Genomic DNA, 18,893 nt, shown 5'->3' with positions numbered 1-18,893 from the left:
CAGGCGTGGGACGCATCGTTCCGTTCGAGAGCTCGAGACGGCGATCAATGCCTACATCGACGCCCGGAACGCGGATCCCAAGCCTTTCCGATGGACAAAGTCCGCTGACGATATCCTGGCGTCAATCCAACGCTTCTGCCAACGAACCGTCGCCGTCCAGCAAAAATGTGGATAGAAATTTAGGAATCAGGACACTAGCATGGTTTATTATGAGCCATGATCGCGACCAGCATGGAAAGCCGCCCAAGTGTCCATATACGGGTATATTTACCAGTGAGATATGAAGAAACTATTTGTGTTTAGGTAAAATTCTCATCTGGTCATGCGTGGGACAATTGGCGACCCGTGAATAGTCTATAATCGTAAGGCATAATCAATCGGCTAGGCAGCTTCCTTACGCTATAATATTGGGACGTTGTGAGCCGACGTTCAAAAGCGGAATTTTACTAGGAGCAGTGGTGAATAAAACAATCAGGTCCTTCGACCCGTCCAATGACGATGTTGACTCACGGAACTGTTCTGCACCTGCCTATCAGGGACTGGACACAGACCCGGACGCCCACCTCCCTTTTTTGAGCGACAGCGACGCGCATGCTCCGTTTTTCGAACTGACGACCCTTCCTCTGTCTCGCAATATCAAATGGCTTTTGACACGCATGCTACCCGCCCTAAATCAGAAATCTCCCGGCGGTGGCAAACATCTATCGGTAATATTCCGCCCATTCGTGTATCTGTTGAGCGTCTCCGTGACACGTGTCGCCCTGATACAGATCGGAAGTATGAAGACCCCGACCGGGCATCCGATCCTATCGGGGGTGATTGCGTTTCGCGTTCTTGTTTCTTCGCGTCATAAGTTGACTCGCGCCGTCGTCACCGCCGACGGCTCCGCGACAGAAATTGCCATCGCCACACCGATAATGGCTCGTACGATCGGTAGTATGAAGATCTGGATTGTGAATGCGTGGGTGGATACGGCCCGTCTATCTGCTGGTCGGCAGAAATTGCATATGAATGTTTATACGGGCACACGACTGGTCGGACACATCCGCCGCTTCGTGACTGTTATGCCGCAGGAGACGATAACCGCATTAGTTCCCGATGGCGTCCGGTATTCGGACTCCTTCGTGCCATCGGCTTTGGACGGAAAGATGGAGACCATCGACCATGTGCTGTCTTTACCAGTCGAGTGGCACAGGCCGCAGGAATCTCTTTTTCCCGGAACTATTCGCTCCATCTTGATCCTGCGCACGGACCAGTTGGGAGACGTGTCAGCCTCATTGCCCGCAATGGCACGCATAAAGGCGCTCTTTCCCGAAGCACGCATCACCGTTCTGTCGCAAAGAACTATCCAGCCCATTCTGGTCGCCTCGGGAATCGCCGATGAGTATCTGTCGCTCTCGCTGTCCTATAACAGTCGCACGGAGCGACGTTTTCTGACGACCGAAGCTGAACAGGCAGTGCGTGACTGTCTGCGGGGGCGAGAGTTCGATCTGGCCATGGATCTCTCTCCCGGTGCCGAGAGCCAGACCCTGATGCGGTTATGTGCCGCGCGCTACAGGGTAAGTTTCAAACCCGATCAGTTTCCTTTTATCGATTTCGGCATTGAAGTCACTTCACGAGACAAGATCAACCGCAAAGCTATCGTCAATCATGCGGCCCATGTCAGCATGCTAGTTTCTGCCTTGGAAGGGGCCCTGCACATGCGACAAACCATCGTCGCCCGCCTTCCATCACACCAGGATGTCTCCGTTCTTAACGCCCACGGAGTGGAAAAAAAGGGTTATATTGTCGTGCACTCGGGTGCGCGCCATCCTATCAATCGTTGGCCGCTGCCGAGTTTCCTGGAATTCTGTGCTCTATTCTATTCGGCCACGCGCATTCCTGTTCTACTGTTCATCGATAGCGACGACCTGACCAGCACCGTAGAAGCACAATGCGAAAGCTTGGACGGTATCAGGCTGGTGCCATCCACAGACATGGAGACGTTCGACACGCTTCTATCGAACGCTAGGCTTCTAGTTGCCAACGACACCGGACCGAAGCATCTTGCAGCCACTCGGGGAGTTCGTGTCGTGAGCATTGCCATCCCCCGCCTCAACTGGCAGGAATGGGGGCAGAATCGTAGTGGCGTTATTCTATCACGCCGCGTTCCTTGTGCCGGCTGCGGCTTGAATGACAGCCTTTCCTGCGGCATGAATATCGCGTGCTTGACGTCGGTTCCGATCTCAACAGTTTTGGAAGCCGCTCTAGAAGAAATTTCACCCAAAGATGAAGGGTAACCGGCCGCTCATGCTTTCAATTACCCATAAATCTGGTTTTCGAGAACAACCGGTCTTGCGCACGGTATATGGTATGTGATTCTTTCTCTGGCACCTTTTCTGGAGAGGTGCGATGCCTGAGGGTCAGTGGTTTGAACGTGAGATGTCTGCATGTCATTTTGCCGACAAACGTCTGAAGACAAGGTTTTGCAGACTGCTTGGTCAAATGGGCGGAGCTATTGGACAGAGTATCCCTCTTGTCTGCCAGGACTGGGCGAATACGAAGGCGGCCTATCGCTTCCTCTCAAATGAGAGGGTATGTGTCAGGTTGTGAGACGTCATTGGGATGAGGTATCATGGGCTATTGCTGCCTACGCCCGCTGGTTTGACGCTGCGTCCTGGAGCGATCGTTGATGCATCAGATCCATCCGCAAGCCCGCACCACACCTGCCGTCCGGGCCGAAATCGCGCGCTCGACGGAAGGGACCGGGGTATTAGCCCAACGCTTCGGCATCAGCGACGAGACGGTGCGCAAATGGCGCAAGCGCGGAGTAGAGGGATGCACGGATCGTAGCAGCAAGCCCCGGTTGCTGGCTTGGAAAGCGACCGAGGAAGAGCGCGCGATCGTTTGCCATCTGCGTCGGGCCACTGAGTTCGGACTCGATGACCTGACCTTCGTGCTGCGGCACTTCCTGCCCCACCTCAACCGCGACAGCGTCTGGCGCATCCTCAAGGACGCAGGCCTCAATCGCCGGCCGGCGAAGGAGAAGGTCCGCCCGGCGCGGGGAGAGGGCACCTTCCGGGATTATGACCTGGGCTATGTCCATATCGACGTGAAGCATCTGCCGAAGCTGCAGACCGCAGATGGTGAGGCCCGCAAACGGTTCCTCTACGTCGCGATCGATCGCTGCTCGCGCTTCGTGCATCTGGCCGTCTACGACGCCGAGAATGCTGCCAATGCCGTCGATTTTCTCAAGGCCGTCAAAGCCGCCTTCCCATTCAAGATAACCCATATCCTGACCGATCGCGGCTCCTGCTTTACTGCGGATGCGTTTGAGAAAGCATGCCAGGATCAGGGTGTGGATCGGCGGCGGACCCGGGCCTACTCGCCCCAGACGAATGGCATGGTCGAGCGGTTCAACGGCCGTATCGCAACCGAAGTTCTGCCGATCAACGTCGCGCACCACGCGGATCTTGAAGCCCTGCTGCGTGGGTTCAACCACGCCTACAACCAACGCCGACAGCGGGTGTTGAACGGGCTTTCACCTGCTGCAAAAGTGGCCGAGCGCCTCCGGCAACGACCACGTCTCCGCAATCGACGCCACAAACCCGTCAAGGACGCAGAAATCATGGATGATGTCGATCGCATCATGATTTACGCCAATGACGTCTCACAACCTGACAGTTCACGTCGTTAACGACGTCGTTATTGACGTGAACTTACCAATCCACCGCCCCACTCATAAGGCGGCCATGAACGGCCGGTTACCATGGCTCGGGCGCTGCCGCCGCCTCACGAAGGATGTCGAGGCAACAATCTCGTCATCCCACGCCTGGTTGATGATCGCCCATATCCGCAGAGTTCTGCGGAAAATCAATCAGACCCCTTTCTGATCCAGGCTCTAAAACTGTCGCCCGCAACAGTCAGATTTTTCTCCAATCCCGCGTATCCCGCTTATACGCTAGTTCGATTTCGCTCCCGTCCCGAGCAAATTCTTTCCATCCGATTGAGACAATATCTGTATGAGGGACCAACCCCAAGCCACGAGCAATCATATATACTATGCAAGACAAAGATATATTGGACGGCTCGGTGATATCATGTACAGAATAATTATATGAGTTACCATTCTCTAATATAGATATAGACCTCATTATAGACAAAAATACCACCGGATTCTTTTTTGAGCATATTATTGGAGAATTATTGAAGTAGGGTTCTGAACCATTCCGACTCTGATTATCTTTAATAAATTTATCATATTCAATACCCCTCCATTCCCCATGCTCAAATTTTCTCAGTATAGGCTGCAAAATGATAAAGCTTCCCGAATTTGGTATACAAAAATCATCGCCTTTTACTAAAATTTCATCTGCATCCACATAAAATCCGCCATTAATGTAAAGATAACAAAGACGAAAGAAGTCACATTTCATGGCTGGATGCCAACAAGCTTGGTAAGCCTTCACAACACGCGGTTGAAAGTTCGCACTAATAAATTCTTCAGCGGAAACGTCATCAAAAACTTTATAAGTTGCGCCAGAAAATTCTCTCCAAGTATCCATAAACAAATTTACGTCTTTCGGTATGTTTTTCGCATCCCAAAATTGCATACACTCCACTTCTCTTTTTGCTATTTTTTCTGTACATCTATTCTTTATATATTCTAAGTATGGGTTTTGGCAGATGATTTTAACAAGAAGACAATGATAGAATCCCCTATTTTCTCTAAATATATTCTCATAAATTTCGTTTATTTCATGAAAATTTTCTTCTATAGAAAACATATTTTTCTCCGTAGTATTCTATCATAATTATACCTCTATTTACATAGAGAGACACCAATCCCTAGCTCGCGACCAGGACCGTAGATGTGATAAAGGGAACTCGCGGGCATGTAATCCACTAGAGGAGTAAGAGACGAATCAAGCCTGTCTATCCAGCCACCAGACAGGCGCTGAGGGGCATAACGGCCAAAAAATACATGGCTCAATCGGACCAGTAATATAGCATCGTTTAGGAGGCCTAGTCTACGTCGCTGGCACAGTAGCCGCATGAGTTCGGTCTGCGGCCAGATACGTGTAGATCGTTCGTAGACCACGCCTTCTTCCGTCATGGCATCGAACGCGATTCCTGTTTCGGGGTCAATGCCAACAGATATCCCTGCCGCGAAGAGACGATCTGCAGTACCGGCGATTTGCGCGGCCTTCTCACCGCCAAAGCCTACAAGCCGTTCATATTCGCGCAGCAGCCAAGCCCATTCGAAAAGATGGCCCGGTTCGACGCGGTTCTTACCGTATACCTCACACGGCACCCATTCGGCATCGAAAAATTCGAGCAACATATCAGAACGCTTATCGATGAAACGCCCGAGGGCAAACTTCACGAGCGCTTTCGCATGATCAAGATAAAATTGTTCCCTGGTTGCCTCGAACAAGGCAAGATAGGCTTCCAAGAGATGCATATGCGGATTCTGCCGCCGCACCGTATCAGGCGCAGGAACGGCATCACTGAACCCGCCATTTGCGGCAGCGAAAATCTTGTGCACTTCCTCGACCGTCTCGCGAGCAATCCGGCGGTAATGCTCCTCTTTTGTCAGTTCATATGCCCACGCATAGGCAAACAGAATAAAAGCATGGGCATAGAGATCACGCTTACGGTCTGCGGGCGTGCCATCTGGAGCCAACGAAAAGATCCAACCCGAAGCGCCATCGCAGTGCCGGTATAGGCGTTCCACTTCATCGAGACAGCGAATCGCCTGGGTAGAAACGTCATAGAGACCGTCGAGGGCCGCGCGACAATATGTCGCGACTTGTCGCGCCTGAACCATAAGGCGAAGCTGAGCCATCGCGATCGGCGCGCCATCCCAAGTCAGCCGTTCATGATAAAGGTGACGGCGATCGTCAAAGCCCTCGTTGCTCCATAGCGGTAGAGCCTGCGTGGTCAGCCAGCCCCGCCATGTGTCATGCATCGAAGTAAGAGACAAAACGCTACGTCCGTCCGACATAAAAAAATCTCCGTCCAGAAAATTTTAGAGAGCCATCTCGACGGCAGATTTGGTCTGTTGCATTTTCTTGACGATCGAGGTCGTCGAGCGGCCCGACACGATATCCACGAGGACCACAGCTCCGCCATAGGATTTCACAAAATCGCCACCGACTACCTCGTATTCTTGGTAGTCAGCTCCCTTAACGACCACATCGGGTTTCAACGTCTGTATGATTTCGAGTGGTGTGTCTTCATCGAAAATCACGACGAGATCGACGTCGCGCAACGCACTAATTACAGTTCCGCGAGCCCCCTCATCCTGAAGCGGTCGAGATGCCCCTTTCAACCGCTTGACCGACGCATCGCTGTTGATCGCAACAATCAGTTTGTCCCCTTGTCGTGCAGCAGCACTGATTAACGAGATATGTCCGGGATGAAGCAGATCGAAACAACCATTGGTAAAAACGACGCGAGCGCCATGATGACGCCAGCTGTCAACCACCGTCTGAGCCTGCTGGATCGATAGCGTGCCACCGTCTTCTTTTATTTCCGCCAGCAAGGCGGCACTCAGTTCACTTCGTGATACCGTCGCGGTGCCTAACTTACTAACAGCGATCGAAGCAGCACTCGTAGCGATAACCACAGCAGTTTCCAGATCCTGTCCAGCGGACAGCATGCTCGCGATCGTCGCGACCACCGTGTCGCCCGCACCCGAAACATCACAAAGTTCCGATTTGCGCGCCCGGACATGCGTGACGTCACCTTCGCGCCGAATTAGGCTCATACCATCTTCCGACCGTGTGACTAAGACGTCTCCCTCGAACTGTTCAGCGACCATGCGTGCTGCACGTTCGACCTTCTCGTCTGAATCCATGGGCAATCCGGTCGCTAATGTCATTTCGCTGCGGTTGGGCGTAATGAGAGACGCACCACGATAAGCCAAAAAATCCTTCCGTTTGGGATCGACGATCACAGGAATTCCTCGCTCTCGAGCGAAAGAAATGACAGCACCGAGCACATCATCCGAAAGGACGCCTTTAGCGTAGTCGGAACACACTACGACGTCGGCTTTGCTAATGGCATTACGCGCCGCTTCAATAAGGCGGGCCTGCGTCGTTTCGGGTAGGGATACGACACACTCTTCGTCAATCCGAACAATCTGATGACGACCGCTGAGGACGCGCGTCTTGGTTATAGTTGTCCACGACGAATCGACCACAAGCCCAGTCAGATCAATGCCCGGCGTGGTGGAAAGCGTCGCGCGCAGGATTTCGGCCGAATCATCGCAACCGACGAGCCCAAGCAGGGTGACCTCGCACCCCAGCGTCGCGGCATTCGTCGCCACATTCGCCGCTCCACCCGGAACGGCGGTATGATGCGCGCGGAGCAAAACCGGTACCGGAGCCTCCGGAGAAATCCTCCCCACAGAACCATTAATATAACAATCAAGAATAATATCACCGATAATGACCACACGGCCAAAATCAAAATTTTCGATCACGATAACGCTATGCCTCCAAAGCTGATGAGGGGGGAAGTATCGAGGATACAAAGTCGAACAGATTCCCTCCAGTGAACAGATAACCGCGAATGCCGGCGGCCAAAGCAGCTTCGATGTCAGTGTTTTTGTCGCCGATCAAAATCGAACGCGACCGATCGATCGCAAAATCGGCTATTGCACGTTCAATCATCCCGGGATTTGGCTTACGGTCAGGATGATCGCAGCGATAACGTTCGATCATGGCCTGCGGGTGATAGGGACAAAAATAAAATGCATCGATTGCTCCGCCTTTCTTGGCAAGTGCCGAGACTAATCGAGCATGAAATAGCTCGACATCTTTCTCGCCAAATAAACCTCGCGCAATACCCGACTGATTCGTCACGACGATCGCCCGATAGCCTCGCCGCCGGATCAGCGCCACGGCCTCCCCTGCGCCGGGAAGGAGCGTGAGATTCTCCGGCCGGTGGGGATAACCCGTATCGACATTCAGCACACCGTCGCGATCAAAGAAAACCGCCGGAGAAAAATTAAGACCATCGACAGTCGGTGTGCCCGCGCCGACTACGATCTGAGCCATCGACGCATTCAAGTCTGGTTGGTTATTGGCGCGGGATGGAAATTCTGTCATTGCAAAACGTCCTCAGCTTAAGGTAATTTTATTACCGCACCTTCGCGATTTCCTTCAAAAAGACTCCCTTCATACGAAACCTGCCCCCCAGTTCGAAATTTTAGCCCTGCTCCCTTTCGTGACATGCCATTATGGCGAAAGTGGGTTCCCACATACGTCTGTAGGACTTCAGACGAAGCGCTAAACACGCCATCTTCGCCATTATTATAGATGGTTCCGCCAACGAAGGAGAGCCAACCAGTCGCCTTAGGCGCGATATAAAGACCGTACGTATAGGAGGAGGCCACCCATCCGCCTGCGAAAGTAAGGTAATTACCACCCTTTTCTTCCATCAACGCTAACCCTGGGCCGAAGCGGGATGAATCAAGAGCACACATGCCGTCAAATGACGCTTCGCGATTGTGAAGGATTGGATTAAGGCTAGTATCTATCAGCACATTTGTCCCGTTTCCGATGATATCAGTCCCACCTGTACAATAAAGACCGCCAAAACCACCACCGAGATGAAGCCCAACCTGGCGCGCATCAACTTTCCCCCCGTTGACAGGCGAGATTTTCCATCCACTGAGAGTCAAATCCGCGAGGCCAAGCCCTTCGATACCATTCACCCGAACCGCATCCCGTTGGGCAGCCGCATAGTTCTGACCAGAAGTCACTACGTCGTCAATACCGTCGAACCAGATGCCATTCCAGAAATAACCGGTGCCGTCTTGCCCGTCGATAATGATGTTGGAAAGGACGGAACGTTGAAGTCCCCTCAGATGGATTGCCGCACCATCAGTTAACGGCACACTGGAAGTAATAGAAAAATCGCCGATTGCGAACTGTACATATCCATTACGCCCATCTCCGATCACGAGAAGATCCGCGTCCCTCCGCGAACCATTATAGACGAAGACGGTGGAATATGGACCAGATCCCCGGATCGTGACATCCGATGCACCGCCCGCTGGCGTAGCTAGTGGAGCAGAAAAAACACAACGCCCCGGTGGAGCCGTCAACAAAATATGCGCATGCGGCCGGATTGTCGCCAACCATGCGCTTATAGCCTTCGTGTCGTCGACCTTTCCGTCACATCGGGCACCAAACGCTTCAAGCCGCTCGATGCCATCGCTCGTGGCACATTCTGCTTCCCGCGCCCCACAGAAACATGCAAAAACAATCGTGACTGTCGCAACGACGCAACGCAAGCGCAGCCCGCCGTCTCTTACGCTCCAATCAAGCATCCCATGCTCGTTTTGCAGTTCCGCCTTCTGTCTCATGTCGCTAATTTTCCGCACCGACATTCTACGACAAAGAGTAGCGTGTAACCCAAATGGCGTCTAACGAGAGTGATTCGAGTTCTGGTGTTTTGGTGAACACAATCTCCATCTTACTCATGATTTTATCCGTTACGAATTCCAATTTAGTTTCTAAAGTATCAATGATTTTCTCCAAATAAATATTACGCCCCTCGTCGGACGTGATACAGATCAGACACTTCCCTTTTAATATTCCATCAAAGACAATTACGTATCGTCCAGCGCCTACAGTAACATAAGGGCCAAAGCAAATCACTGGATGAGAAACTGCAAAATGCTCATCACGCTCGTATTTCAACACGCCGTCGGCAACTAGAGGCACTGATACGGCATCGTAGGCTTCGGGTATTGACATATCGCTCAAGTCAAAACCGAGAACTTCAAGCTGCATCGACGCTGACGTCGAACGCAACGGAATATAGTTTAATACGTGCACTCGTTCCCGTGCGGTCACGTCGACTGCCCGAATTTCTTGTAAAACCTCATAGCTGTATTGTTTCCACGTCCTAAAATTGCGCGCGCGCAACTCATTTTTTAGGCGTTCATACAATACCGAATCCGTCGCTATTTTCTCTATACCGCGAGCAATACTCTCGGTATCTGTTGGATCAACGAGTAGTGCCCCGCCACCCGCCGCGATTTCAGTCATTGGTGCGAACGCTGACGTAATACATGGCAACCCGAGCCACAAGCTTTCCGATAACGGCAACCCATAACCTTCAGCTAGAGATACAAAAATGCTAGCACGCGAACGTCTAGCAATCATAGAAAGCTCTGCATCAGAAACGAAGCCATGCAATATTATACGTCCACGCGATTGTCGAACGAGACGTCTCACCGCATCCATACTCTCGCCACTAACGGAACCTACGTGATGCAAGCGAAGATCGAGATCAGGTCTACGCTGGCACAGAATATTAAAGGCTTCCATTCCAGAAACGAAATTTTTATGAGGAAAAATCGTCCCCCACATGCAAAATTCGATAGAATTTTGATGCTCACGACTTGATGTTTTCAAATAAGCAAGGCTTTGTTCGCCAATGACTTCTTCTGGCAACAAAATGGGTTTTACAGTCCGATCAAACGTGGGAAGAATCCCATAGCGCCCAAATAAACCAGTCAACGCTTCACTGGAAGCACGTGAGACGGGCAAAAGAATATCACACTCACCAAGCCCAAGCACGTAGATCAAAAAACCAAGGCCGTTCGGCTGACCCGAATTTTCCTCCCCGAAATGTGTAAGGGGCATAGCATCATGGAAAATGGCACCAGTACGCATGCCATACTGTCGTGCATAGCCGGTGATTAGCGGAAATTGAACAGGGGGATAAAGGTTATCGTGAGAGCCCAGTTGAGGCACCTCGGGGATAAGTAGCCAGTGACCCGGTTTTTTATCAAGGTGAACAGGCTGGCCAGCGATGCCGCCTGATTTCAAATTTGGGCCACCATAGAGACGCATGGTATCCAAAAAGACAGATTCTACATGTACAATTGCCGACGACGCTTCATCCCAACGAACGGGAACAAGTGTAATGCCCGACGCCATATCGAGTGCTGCACCGAGATTACGCGAAACACGGGGAATACCACTATTTCCCTGGTCACGTCCAACAATATGTATAAAGTAGTAGATTTTCACTGGGTCACTCCAGGAGAGATATTGGCCGTCATGACTTGTACAGCCTGATGCACCGTACCTTGACCGCGAGTTTTTTTGGAGTAGTCACGAATAATCGCAGTCATCTCCGCGTAGGCGAACGAACCGCGAAGATTAATCATGCAATCACGATCATTCGGACAACGTTCCCGTTCACACGGCGCACAAGCGGGCATGCGCGCCAGGGTGACCACTTTGGGGCCACGCGGCATCCACTCGACCCAACTGTGCGAACCAGAAAAAACGCAGAGTACCCATTGCCCCAAATCGGCGGCAAGATGCCCGATTCCTGAATTGTTAGCGACAACAAAAGGAGCCTGGCGAAGCAGCGTCTGCATCTCACGCCAAGTTGTCGCACCGCACGCATTGCGCACACGATCAGCAGGAAATGATCGGACGAGCACATTCGCAAGCGGTCGCTGTCCTCGCATACCTGACACTACAAAATCGTAGCCGTCCTTCAAACCGCACCGGATGAATTCATGAAAATTTTCCAATGGCCATTCGCGAGCCCGCTCATTTGCGAATGGCGCAATCACGATGGGCGCCCGCCCTACCGTTTCGTTAGCCATCATCAGATGTCTTCTTCTGCAATTTCATGGACATAAGGTGCCGTAAGACGATGGTAGATCAACTGAATGAGAAGATACATCGCTTCACGCTGATGGACCCCAACGATCGCACCCAGCCGAACCAGATGTGCCCCAGAAAATTCGAGCGGATCATTGCCCCAAGTTGGGCAAGTAATTCTGATCTCGAAATCATCCGCAGGCTCGGGAAGATCGAAGTAAATGATGTCGCAACCGTCAGGTCGCACCATCACACGACTCACGAACACACATTTGCATGCAGATGTATGAACGATATCAATGGCAATTTTCTGTGCTTTACGTCGGCTCCGTAAATTCAGTTCGAGTTTGTACTTCCCCGCCTTCAATGGTTTGTAGGGACCAAAAACGGTGATGCTGGGCTTACCGAACAATGTCGCGGGTGGTAGAATAATTTGATCGGGAAGACGCAGTTTGTCAGCACAACGGAAGCTATCAAGCGGCCAATCGATTTGCATCGCACTTCCATCGAGCGTTGGCGAAGGAAGAGTTAAAACAATATCGAGCCATGGAAATGTATTCCAACGGTCAAAACCAGCCCTGAAGCGCGCACCAACATGGCGCAGCAAATCCCTTGTATCGTCGAAGAAACGCATATCGATAGCAAGATCGAAATACCGCCCCTTCATCATATCTGCGAAGATTTGTGTGACAACATCACGTTTCGGCTCCCGTTGCAGAGAGGCATCCTCGCCGAAGAAATTCAAAACTAAAACTTCATCAAAATATCCGCTTTTTTCCGAAGAATCTGCGTTCCAGCTTCCACAGACAAAAGTAATCTTTGCAGCAGGAAACCGCGTTCGCAGTTCGGCCATAGCCGAAACCGCCATGAGATAGTCTCCTCTGTGGTCAAGCTTGATCACAAGAATGGTCCCAATTTCACCTGGCGACGGAGAAAGAATATGGGTGGAGATAGGCCCCTCTGCCTTCGACACAACCCGATCTGCCGGGCTGAACGCTTCCACTGGCTGATCACCTTCAAAAAGCTGGTCAGCCCAAATGGGACGCTTCAGCTTTTGTATCGCCACAATTATGCGCTGGTTACCTTCTGGACGTTCATGAATTCCAGACGTATAATTGTAACCATTATCATCATCGCGCAGTAGACGAACGCGATATGTTGTCGGATCTAGAGCTTCCTCAATTTCCGCAATAAGCGAGGCGGGAGTATATAACCTCAGTGCCGAGGAACCATAGCGGGACGGCAAACGATATTTGCGTTCGGCCAGGAACTGATGCGGGACGCTAATAACAAGCCATCCACCAATGCGAAGTCGGTCGAACGCAGCCTGAAGGGTAATACGGTAGTCCTTGATGAGCTGCAGAACCTCCCGCATGAGAATATAGCGCTGCTTCGGAGGAAGAACCTTAATGCTTTCGTTGGGTTTCGCCGGATTTAACGCCACGACAATGCTAGTGGTGATGCCGTCATCTGCTAGGGGGACAAGGGCACCCGGAAGAGTAAGGTCTACAACATCCGCCCGCCGGACGGCTGACTTGAGGCCAGGAATTGCGCTCGAAAGTGAAAAAAAATCTTCCGAAACACGATCATCTTCACCGTCTATGCCAAGGCATGGCGGATCTTCTTCCGTCTCCAGCCGTCCATTCGGAGTTTTTTTTACCTTAAACTGCTTAATATTTTCGCTCTGTGGATCACTTCCCAAAAAAAAGTGTCTAATTTTCGCGCGAACACTCAGCATTTCCACCCCTTCACCGCTTATCAAGCGAATCACAGTTGATAACATTTACAATTCTCCACGAAAATGGGGTTGGCAGGAATTTCACATATGCACTGAGATTGAGCCATGGCAGAAATTGGGCAATGGCGAACTGTGATCTGGTCCCAAACGTTGGATCGCCGGATGGTAGAGTTTCCGGCGTGGCCTGATGCCCTGCGAAATAAAACGGCTATGTCAGATTGACGACTAGGGTCTGTGGGGATTTAGCGTGAGTTGATGACACCTGCGGCGAGATATATCATTGCCTCGAAGCTCCGGTCGGTTTTGCAGGCTCGCATGGCGATGCGCTTGAACTCCTTGAGTTTGCAGAAGAAGTTCTCGATCAGGTGACGCCATTTGTATATCTCTTCGTCAATGGCGCGCGGGTTCTTGCGCTGTGACCGTTGTGAGATGACGACCTTCGCTCCTCGCTGGTCGAGTTCTTCGATGATCCAGTTGGCATCAAAGGCCTTGTCGCCCAGCAGAGCTTCGAAGTTGATGCCATCGATCAAGGGGGCGACGCCGATCGTGTCATAGCGGTTCCCCGGTAGCAGTTTGAAGCGAACAAGGTTGCCCAAGGCATCGGTCAGGGCCAGGATCTTGGTCGTTATCCCGCCTTTGGAACGACCAATGGCCTGGCTCTGAGTCCCCCTTTTGCGCCTTGGCCGTGCCGGTGGACCTTGACGATAGTGGCATCAACCATGGCGTATTCCATGTCGGGGTCTCCCGACAAGGCATCAAAAATCCGCTTGAAAACATCGGCTTCGCGCCAATCACGAAACCGACGGAATGCCGTATTCCAGTCGCCGAATGTGGCAGGAAGGTCCCGCCATGGGCTGCCTGTTCGGACAATCCAAAGAACCGCCTCAATGAATAGCCGGTTGTCGCGACCACTGCGTCCGGGATCAGACAGCTTACCCAGGCAATGCGGTTCTATCTTCGCCCATTGGGCATCGGTCAGTACTAAGCGATCCATCCAGGGGGTGAATCACATCTCCGCTAAAATGGGAATCTCAAATCCCCACAGACCCTAGTCTGTTGGTTTTCTATCTATTCAACCCAATCATTTTTCATTAAGAAATGAGCCCTTCTTTTGGAAATTGATAGATAAAAATGTCGGATACTGCTTTGAATACTAAATCAGGCACACAAGCCGTAATTCCTGTTATTCTGTCTGGTGGTTCTGGAAGCCGCCTTTGGCCAGTATCGCGTGGAAGTTTTCCGAAACAGTTCTGGCCTTTGCTTTCCGACAAAACGCTATTGCAGGAAACCGCCTTGCGGGGCGAGCAGCCTGGACTGGGGTGCCCGGTTGTCGTCTGCAATGCTGAGCATCGTTTTCTTATCGCCGAACAACTCCGTGAGGTGGGCATCACCAATGCCCGTATCGTGCTGGAACCGACAGGTCGAAATTCCGCTCCCGCGATTGCCGCTGCGGCGCTTCTGATTGCCGAGGAAAATCCTGACGCCATAATGTGGGTCATGGCGGCTGATGCGGCGATCAAGGATCAATCAGCCCTGCAAACCGCCTTGGCCCTGGCGGTCGACGCGGCACGCAACGACTATATCGTCACCTTCGGCATGCAGCCCAGGAAGCCCGAAACAGGCTATGGCTACATCGAACGTGGGGCTGAACTGGAGGAGGTGTCTGGCGCCTATCAGGTCGCCAAATTCCTCGAAAAACCAGACAGCGAACGTGCGGCCGAACTGATCCGTGACGAACGTTATCTCTGGAATTCCGGCATGTTCGTTGCCCGTGCCCACACGCTGCTCAGCGAAATCGAAGCGTTTGAACCGCGGGTTTACTCCTCGGTCAAAAACGCTGTCACCGAACGCACGTCCGACATGGATTTCGAACGTCTTTCCGTTGAGCATTTTACACAGTCGCCCGACATTTCAATTGACTACGCAGTAGCCGAGCGCACCAAACGGGCCGCTGTCGTCCCTGGGGATTTCGGCTGGTCGGATATCGGCAGTTGGGATGCGCTTTGGGAACTGACCCCGAAGGATGCCGACGGCAACGCGACGTCGGGGGATGTTTTCCTTGATGGGGCAAAGAATTGTTATGTCCGTTCTGATGGCATCGTGGCCACGGTCACAGGCGTCGAGGATCTGATCGTCGTGGTCACGAAAGATGCCGTTATGGTGTCGCATCGTGATCGCGCCCAAGACGTGAAGAAGATGGTTGCCCGCCTGGTAGCGGCGGGACGTCCTGAGGCCCTCAGCCATAATCGGGTTTATCGGCCCTGGGGCTTCTATGAAAGCCTGATCCAGGGCGATCGCTTCCAGGTAAAGCGCATCTCGGTCCATTCCGGCCAGAAATTGTCGCTACAGAAGCATTTCCATCGGGCTGAGCATTGGGTCGTTGTCGCCGGAACCGCGCTGGTCACACGCGACGACGAACAGATCATGGTGCGTGAGAATGAAAGCGTCTATCTGCCGCTTGGTGCCATTCATCGACTGGAAAACCCTGGTCGGATTCCGTTGACGTTGATCGAGGTCCAATCCGGTCCCTATCTGGGTGAGGACGACATTGTGCGTATCGAAGATGTTTATGCCAGGGCATAACACCATCTGATTGGATGCGGACCATGGTCATTGCTCGGGCAGCATCAATAATGCGCCATAATGACTAACAGGTCCGCTCCATTCATTCGTCGGACTTGTTGGGTCAGACGAGTCCATGATTCTATGAAGATTATCGAATAGACGAGTTAGTCCCAGAAGCACTTTGGTGCCAGTGCGCTCGGAGCATCGTCGCGGCGATGACGCATAAGGCCTGCCAGGCCTACAAAGTCGGTTAAATGAACTTGCGGGCATATAGTCCACCGTCGTGGCAAGCCGCTTATCCAGCCGATCTACCCATCCGCCAGCCAGCCAGGATGGGGCATAGCGCGCGAAAAACAGTCCGCTGAGAGAGGACAGATCCGCCCCCTCGCTTCCTTCCGTAATCTTGCGTTGACCAAGGAGGCGCAGCAACTCGGTTTGGGGCCAGATCCGGGTCGAATGCTCGAAAACAATGCCATCCTCGGTCATGGCGTCATAGACAAGCCCTGTATCCGGCGCGCAGCCCCAGTCCCTTCCCACCAAAAAAAATCGGTCCGCCACCGCGCGCAGGCGCGCGTCCTCTTCTGCCCCGCAAGCCGCCAGCCTGCGATATTCGCCCAACAGCCAGGCCCATTCGAACAAATGCCCAGGTTCAACGCGGTTGCGCCCCCAGGGCGCAAGTGGCGCCCAGCCGGAATCGAATTCCTCAAGCAGCGCCCCCGAGCGCGCGTCCACGAACCGCTGGCAGGCCAGGCCAACAAGGGACTGCGCCTGGTCAAGGTAGAAAGCCTCCCCCGTCGCCTCGAACAGGGCGAGGCACGCTTCCAGCAGATGCATGTGCGGATTCTGACGGCGAATTGCGTCTGCCTGGGGCACTTTGTCCTTAAACCCCTCGCCGTCCGTGGCGAATAGCCGCCAGGTCTCGCTGGCGGTCTCACGGGCAGCGCGCCGATAACGGGGGGCGCCGGTCAAACGGTAAGCCCAAGCGTAAGCGAACAAAATAAAGGCGTGGGCGTACAGGTCACGCACGCGGCTTGCAGGCCCGCCATTCGGCGCCAACGAGAAAATCCAGCCCGGCGCGCCATCGGCGCGCCAGTAAAGCCGCTCGACAGTCTCCAGGCAGAGCAATGCCTGGGCAAGCGCCGGGGCCGATGGCTCATACAGCCCATCGAGGCCCGCCCGGCAATAGACGGCGATCTGCCGGGCCTGCACCATCAGCCGAAGCTCGGGCAACGCAACCGGCGCACCGCTCCATGTCAGCCGCTCGTGATACAACCCTCGTTCAGGATCGAATCCGCGCTCACTCCATAAAGGCAACGCACGGGCCACAAGCCATTCACGCCACGTTGCCCCAAGACCACGGGACAGAGGCCTGCCAGCATCCGCCGGGCTGGTCACGGAACGCTTCCCCGCGCTGTTCCGGGAACGCTGGCAGGTTCAACGGCCGAAGGTGCAGGCTGGCGCATTTTCCCGACCAGAGCACTCGTCGAGCGCCCGGAGACGATATCGACCAGCGCCACGGCTCCCCCGTAGGATTTGACGAAATCGCCGCCGACAACCTGATGCTCCTGATAATCCGCCCCCTTCACGATCACATCGGGCCGCAGGGCGCGGATCGTCTCCAGTGGGGTGTCCTCGTCAAAAATGACGACGAGATCGACATCGCGCAGGGCACCGATCACAGTTGCGCGGGCCTGTTCATCCTGTACCGGACGGCTTTCACCCTTCAGCCGCCGGACGGACGCATCGCTGTTCAGCGCGACGATCAGCTTGTCACCCTGCCGCGCCGCGGCCCTGATCAGCGAGATATGACCGGGATGCACCAGGTCGAAGCACCCATTCGTGAAAACGATCCGCGCACCATGCTGCCGCCATTCCTCCACGATCTCCCGCGCGCGATCGGTCGGAACGGTGGCACCATCTTCGCGGATTTCGGCCGTAAGGGCGGCGCTCAACTCATCGCGCGAAACCGTGGCCGTGCCCAGCTTGCCGACAACCAGCGATGCCGCACTGTTGGCAATGACGACGGCAGTCCCCAGATCCTGGCCCGCCGAGACCACGCTGGCGATGGTGGCAACTACCGTGTCCCCCGCGCCGCACACGTCATACACTTCCGACTTGCGCACGCGGGCATGTTGCAACCGCCCATCCGTCCGCAGGAGTGTCATCCCTTCCTCGGAACGGGTCACCAGCACGTTGCCACCGAACTGTCCCGCCGCCACGGTCGCTGCACGAGCAACGTCATCGTCCGTCCGAAGCGGCAAGCCAGTCGCAGTGGTCAGCTCATCGCGATTGGGGGTAACCAGCCACGCCCCACGATAGGCCGAGAAGGTCTTGCGCTTGGGATCGACGATAACCGGAACATTCCGCGCGACGGCAAAAGCCATGATCGCTTCCAGCGTCTCCTCTGAGAGGACGCCCTTGGCGTAATCCGAACAGACCACCACATCGGCCTGCGCAATCGCGACACAGGCGGCATCGATCACGCGCGCCCTCGTGGAGGCAACGACTGGCTCCACCCGCTCGTCATCAATTCGCACAATCTGCTGGCGGCCGCTCAGCACACGCGTCTTGGTAATGGTGGTCCAGGCCGGATCGGCCACCAGGCCGGAAAGACCGATCGTGGGGTAAGGAGCCAGCGCGGCTCTCAACCTTTCCGCCGAACCATCACATCCCACAAGCCCGACCAGTTCGACCCGACATCCCAGGGCCGCCGCATTCATGGCTACGTTCGCCGCTCCACCGGGCACCGCGCTATGCGCCGCACGCAGCAGGACCGGCACCGGCGCTTCGGGAGAAATCCGGCTGACCGATCCGGTAATGTAGCAATCAAGAAAAAGATCACCAATGACGGCAATCCGGCCAAAGTCGAAATCTTCGATCATGGTGCCCTGAATACCTAAACCTGCCCGAAAAACGCCAAGGAGGGGCGCAGCCCTCCCAGCCGGGGCCTCTTAGCATACGCGACC

14 protein-coding genes and 3 pseudogenes are annotated in these 18,893 nt (G+C 53.7%); 6 read left to right on the top strand and 11 right to left on the bottom strand.

Going from position 1 to position 18,893, the window contains the following annotated elements; genetic code table 11:
- The 5 genes and pseudogenes from HLH36_RS14980 to HLH36_RS14960 all read left to right on the top strand — a co-directional run.
- Positions 1 to 175 (top strand): annotated as a pseudogene (locus HLH36_RS14980) (IS630 family transposase); the annotation flags it as partial.
- Positions 176 to 779: 604 nt separating this feature from the next.
- A complete protein-coding gene (locus HLH36_RS14975; protein WP_182987131.1) occupies positions 780 to 2,279 on the top strand; it encodes a glycosyltransferase family 9 protein in 1,500 nt (499 codons plus the stop codon).
- Positions 2,280 to 2,391: 112 nt separating this feature from the next.
- A complete protein-coding gene (locus HLH36_RS20280; protein WP_220792862.1) occupies positions 2,392 to 2,592 on the top strand; it encodes an IS4/Tn5 family transposase DNA-binding protein in 201 nt (66 codons plus the stop codon).
- Positions 2,593 to 2,671: 79 nt separating this feature from the next.
- The gene (locus HLH36_RS14965) at positions 2,672 to 3,676 is read left to right on the top strand and encodes an IS481 family transposase (RefSeq protein ID WP_182987130.1); all 1,005 of its coding nucleotides are present in this window, start codon (positions 2,672 to 2,674) and stop codon (positions 3,674 to 3,676) included.
- 73 nt (positions 3,677 to 3,749) lie between these two features.
- Positions 3,750 to 3,872 (top strand): annotated as a pseudogene (locus HLH36_RS14960) (IS5/IS1182 family transposase); the annotation flags it as partial.
- Positions 3,873 to 3,902: 30 nt separating this feature from the next.
- On the opposite strand, the gene HLH36_RS14955 reads toward HLH36_RS14960, so the two are convergent.
- From HLH36_RS14955 to HLH36_RS14915, 9 genes and pseudogenes are all read right to left on the bottom strand, one after another.
- On the bottom strand, positions 3,903 to 4,766 hold the full coding sequence (locus HLH36_RS14955; protein WP_182987129.1) for a glycosyltransferase: 864 nt from the start codon (positions 4,764 to 4,766) through the stop codon (positions 3,903 to 3,905).
- A gap of 35 nt (positions 4,767 to 4,801) precedes the next feature.
- Positions 4,802 to 5,986: an AGE family epimerase/isomerase gene (locus HLH36_RS14950; protein ID WP_246376892.1), complete on the bottom strand. Its 1,185-nt coding sequence runs from the start codon at positions 5,984 to 5,986 to the stop codon at positions 4,802 to 4,804.
- Positions 5,987 to 6,010: 24 nt separating this feature from the next.
- Positions 6,011 to 7,468 carry a D-glycero-beta-D-manno-heptose-7-phosphate kinase gene (gene rfaE1 / locus HLH36_RS14945; RefSeq protein WP_182987128.1) on the bottom strand — a complete coding sequence of 486 codons (1,458 nt, stop codon included), beginning with the start codon at positions 7,466 to 7,468 and terminating at the stop codon, positions 6,011 to 6,013.
- Between the two features lie 7 nt (positions 7,469 to 7,475).
- Positions 7,476 to 8,096 carry a D-glycero-alpha-D-manno-heptose-1,7-bisphosphate 7-phosphatase gene (locus tag HLH36_RS14940; protein ID WP_246376890.1) on the bottom strand — a complete coding sequence of 207 codons (621 nt, stop codon included), beginning with the start codon at positions 8,094 to 8,096 and terminating at the stop codon, positions 7,476 to 7,478.
- A 17-nt stretch (positions 8,097 to 8,113) separates the two neighbouring features.
- Complete coding sequence (locus HLH36_RS14935) at positions 8,114 to 9,358, bottom strand: pectate lyase family protein (protein ID WP_182987127.1); 1,245 nt, start codon at positions 9,356 to 9,358, stop codon at positions 8,114 to 8,116.
- A gap of 25 nt (positions 9,359 to 9,383) precedes the next feature.
- Positions 9,384 to 11,036 (bottom strand): glycosyltransferase, encoded by a 1,653-nt coding sequence (locus HLH36_RS19870; protein ID WP_182987126.1) that lies wholly within the window; start codon positions 11,034 to 11,036, stop codon positions 9,384 to 9,386.
- On the bottom strand, positions 11,033 to 11,629 hold the full coding sequence (locus HLH36_RS14925; RefSeq protein WP_182987125.1) for a glycosyltransferase family 9 protein: 597 nt from the start codon (positions 11,627 to 11,629) through the stop codon (positions 11,033 to 11,035). Before HLH36_RS14925 ends, HLH36_RS19870 begins: the two co-directional genes overlap by 4 nt.
- Positions 11,629 to 13,407 (bottom strand): hypothetical protein, encoded by a 1,779-nt coding sequence (locus tag HLH36_RS14920; protein ID WP_182987124.1) that lies wholly within the window; start codon positions 13,405 to 13,407, stop codon positions 11,629 to 11,631. Before HLH36_RS14920 ends, HLH36_RS14925 begins: the two co-directional genes overlap by 1 nt.
- 197 nt (positions 13,408 to 13,604) lie before the next feature.
- A pseudogene (locus tag HLH36_RS14915) lies at positions 13,605 to 14,356 on the bottom strand (IS5 family transposase).
- A 137-nt stretch (positions 14,357 to 14,493) separates the two neighbouring features.
- On the opposite strand from HLH36_RS14915, the gene HLH36_RS14910 reads away from it, so the two are divergent.
- Complete coding sequence (locus HLH36_RS14910) at positions 14,494 to 15,945, top strand: mannose-1-phosphate guanylyltransferase/mannose-6-phosphate isomerase (RefSeq protein WP_182987122.1); 1,452 nt, start codon at positions 14,494 to 14,496, stop codon at positions 15,943 to 15,945.
- Between the two features lie 27 nt (positions 15,946 to 15,972).
- Here the strand turns inward: HLH36_RS14910 and HLH36_RS14905 are convergent, their stop codons facing one another.
- A complete protein-coding gene (locus HLH36_RS14905) occupies positions 15,973 to 17,322 on the bottom strand; it encodes an AGE family epimerase/isomerase (protein ID WP_338030468.1) in 1,350 nt (449 codons plus the stop codon).
- Positions 17,319 to 18,809 (bottom strand): D-glycero-beta-D-manno-heptose 1-phosphate adenylyltransferase, encoded by a 1,491-nt coding sequence (rfaE2, locus tag HLH36_RS14900; RefSeq protein ID WP_182987121.1) that lies wholly within the window; start codon positions 18,807 to 18,809, stop codon positions 17,319 to 17,321. The genes HLH36_RS14905 and rfaE2 overlap by 4 nt, the downstream gene beginning before the upstream one ends.
- Between the last annotated feature and the right edge of the window lie 84 nt (positions 18,810 to 18,893).

The sequence above is a fragment of the Gluconacetobacter aggeris genome (assembly GCF_014174395.1).
Classification (GTDB): domain Bacteria; phylum Pseudomonadota; class Alphaproteobacteria; order Acetobacterales; family Acetobacteraceae; genus Gluconacetobacter; species Gluconacetobacter aggeris.
Note: the sequence above shows the minus strand (reverse complement) of the source record. Positions and strands in the feature narration are given on the sequence as shown.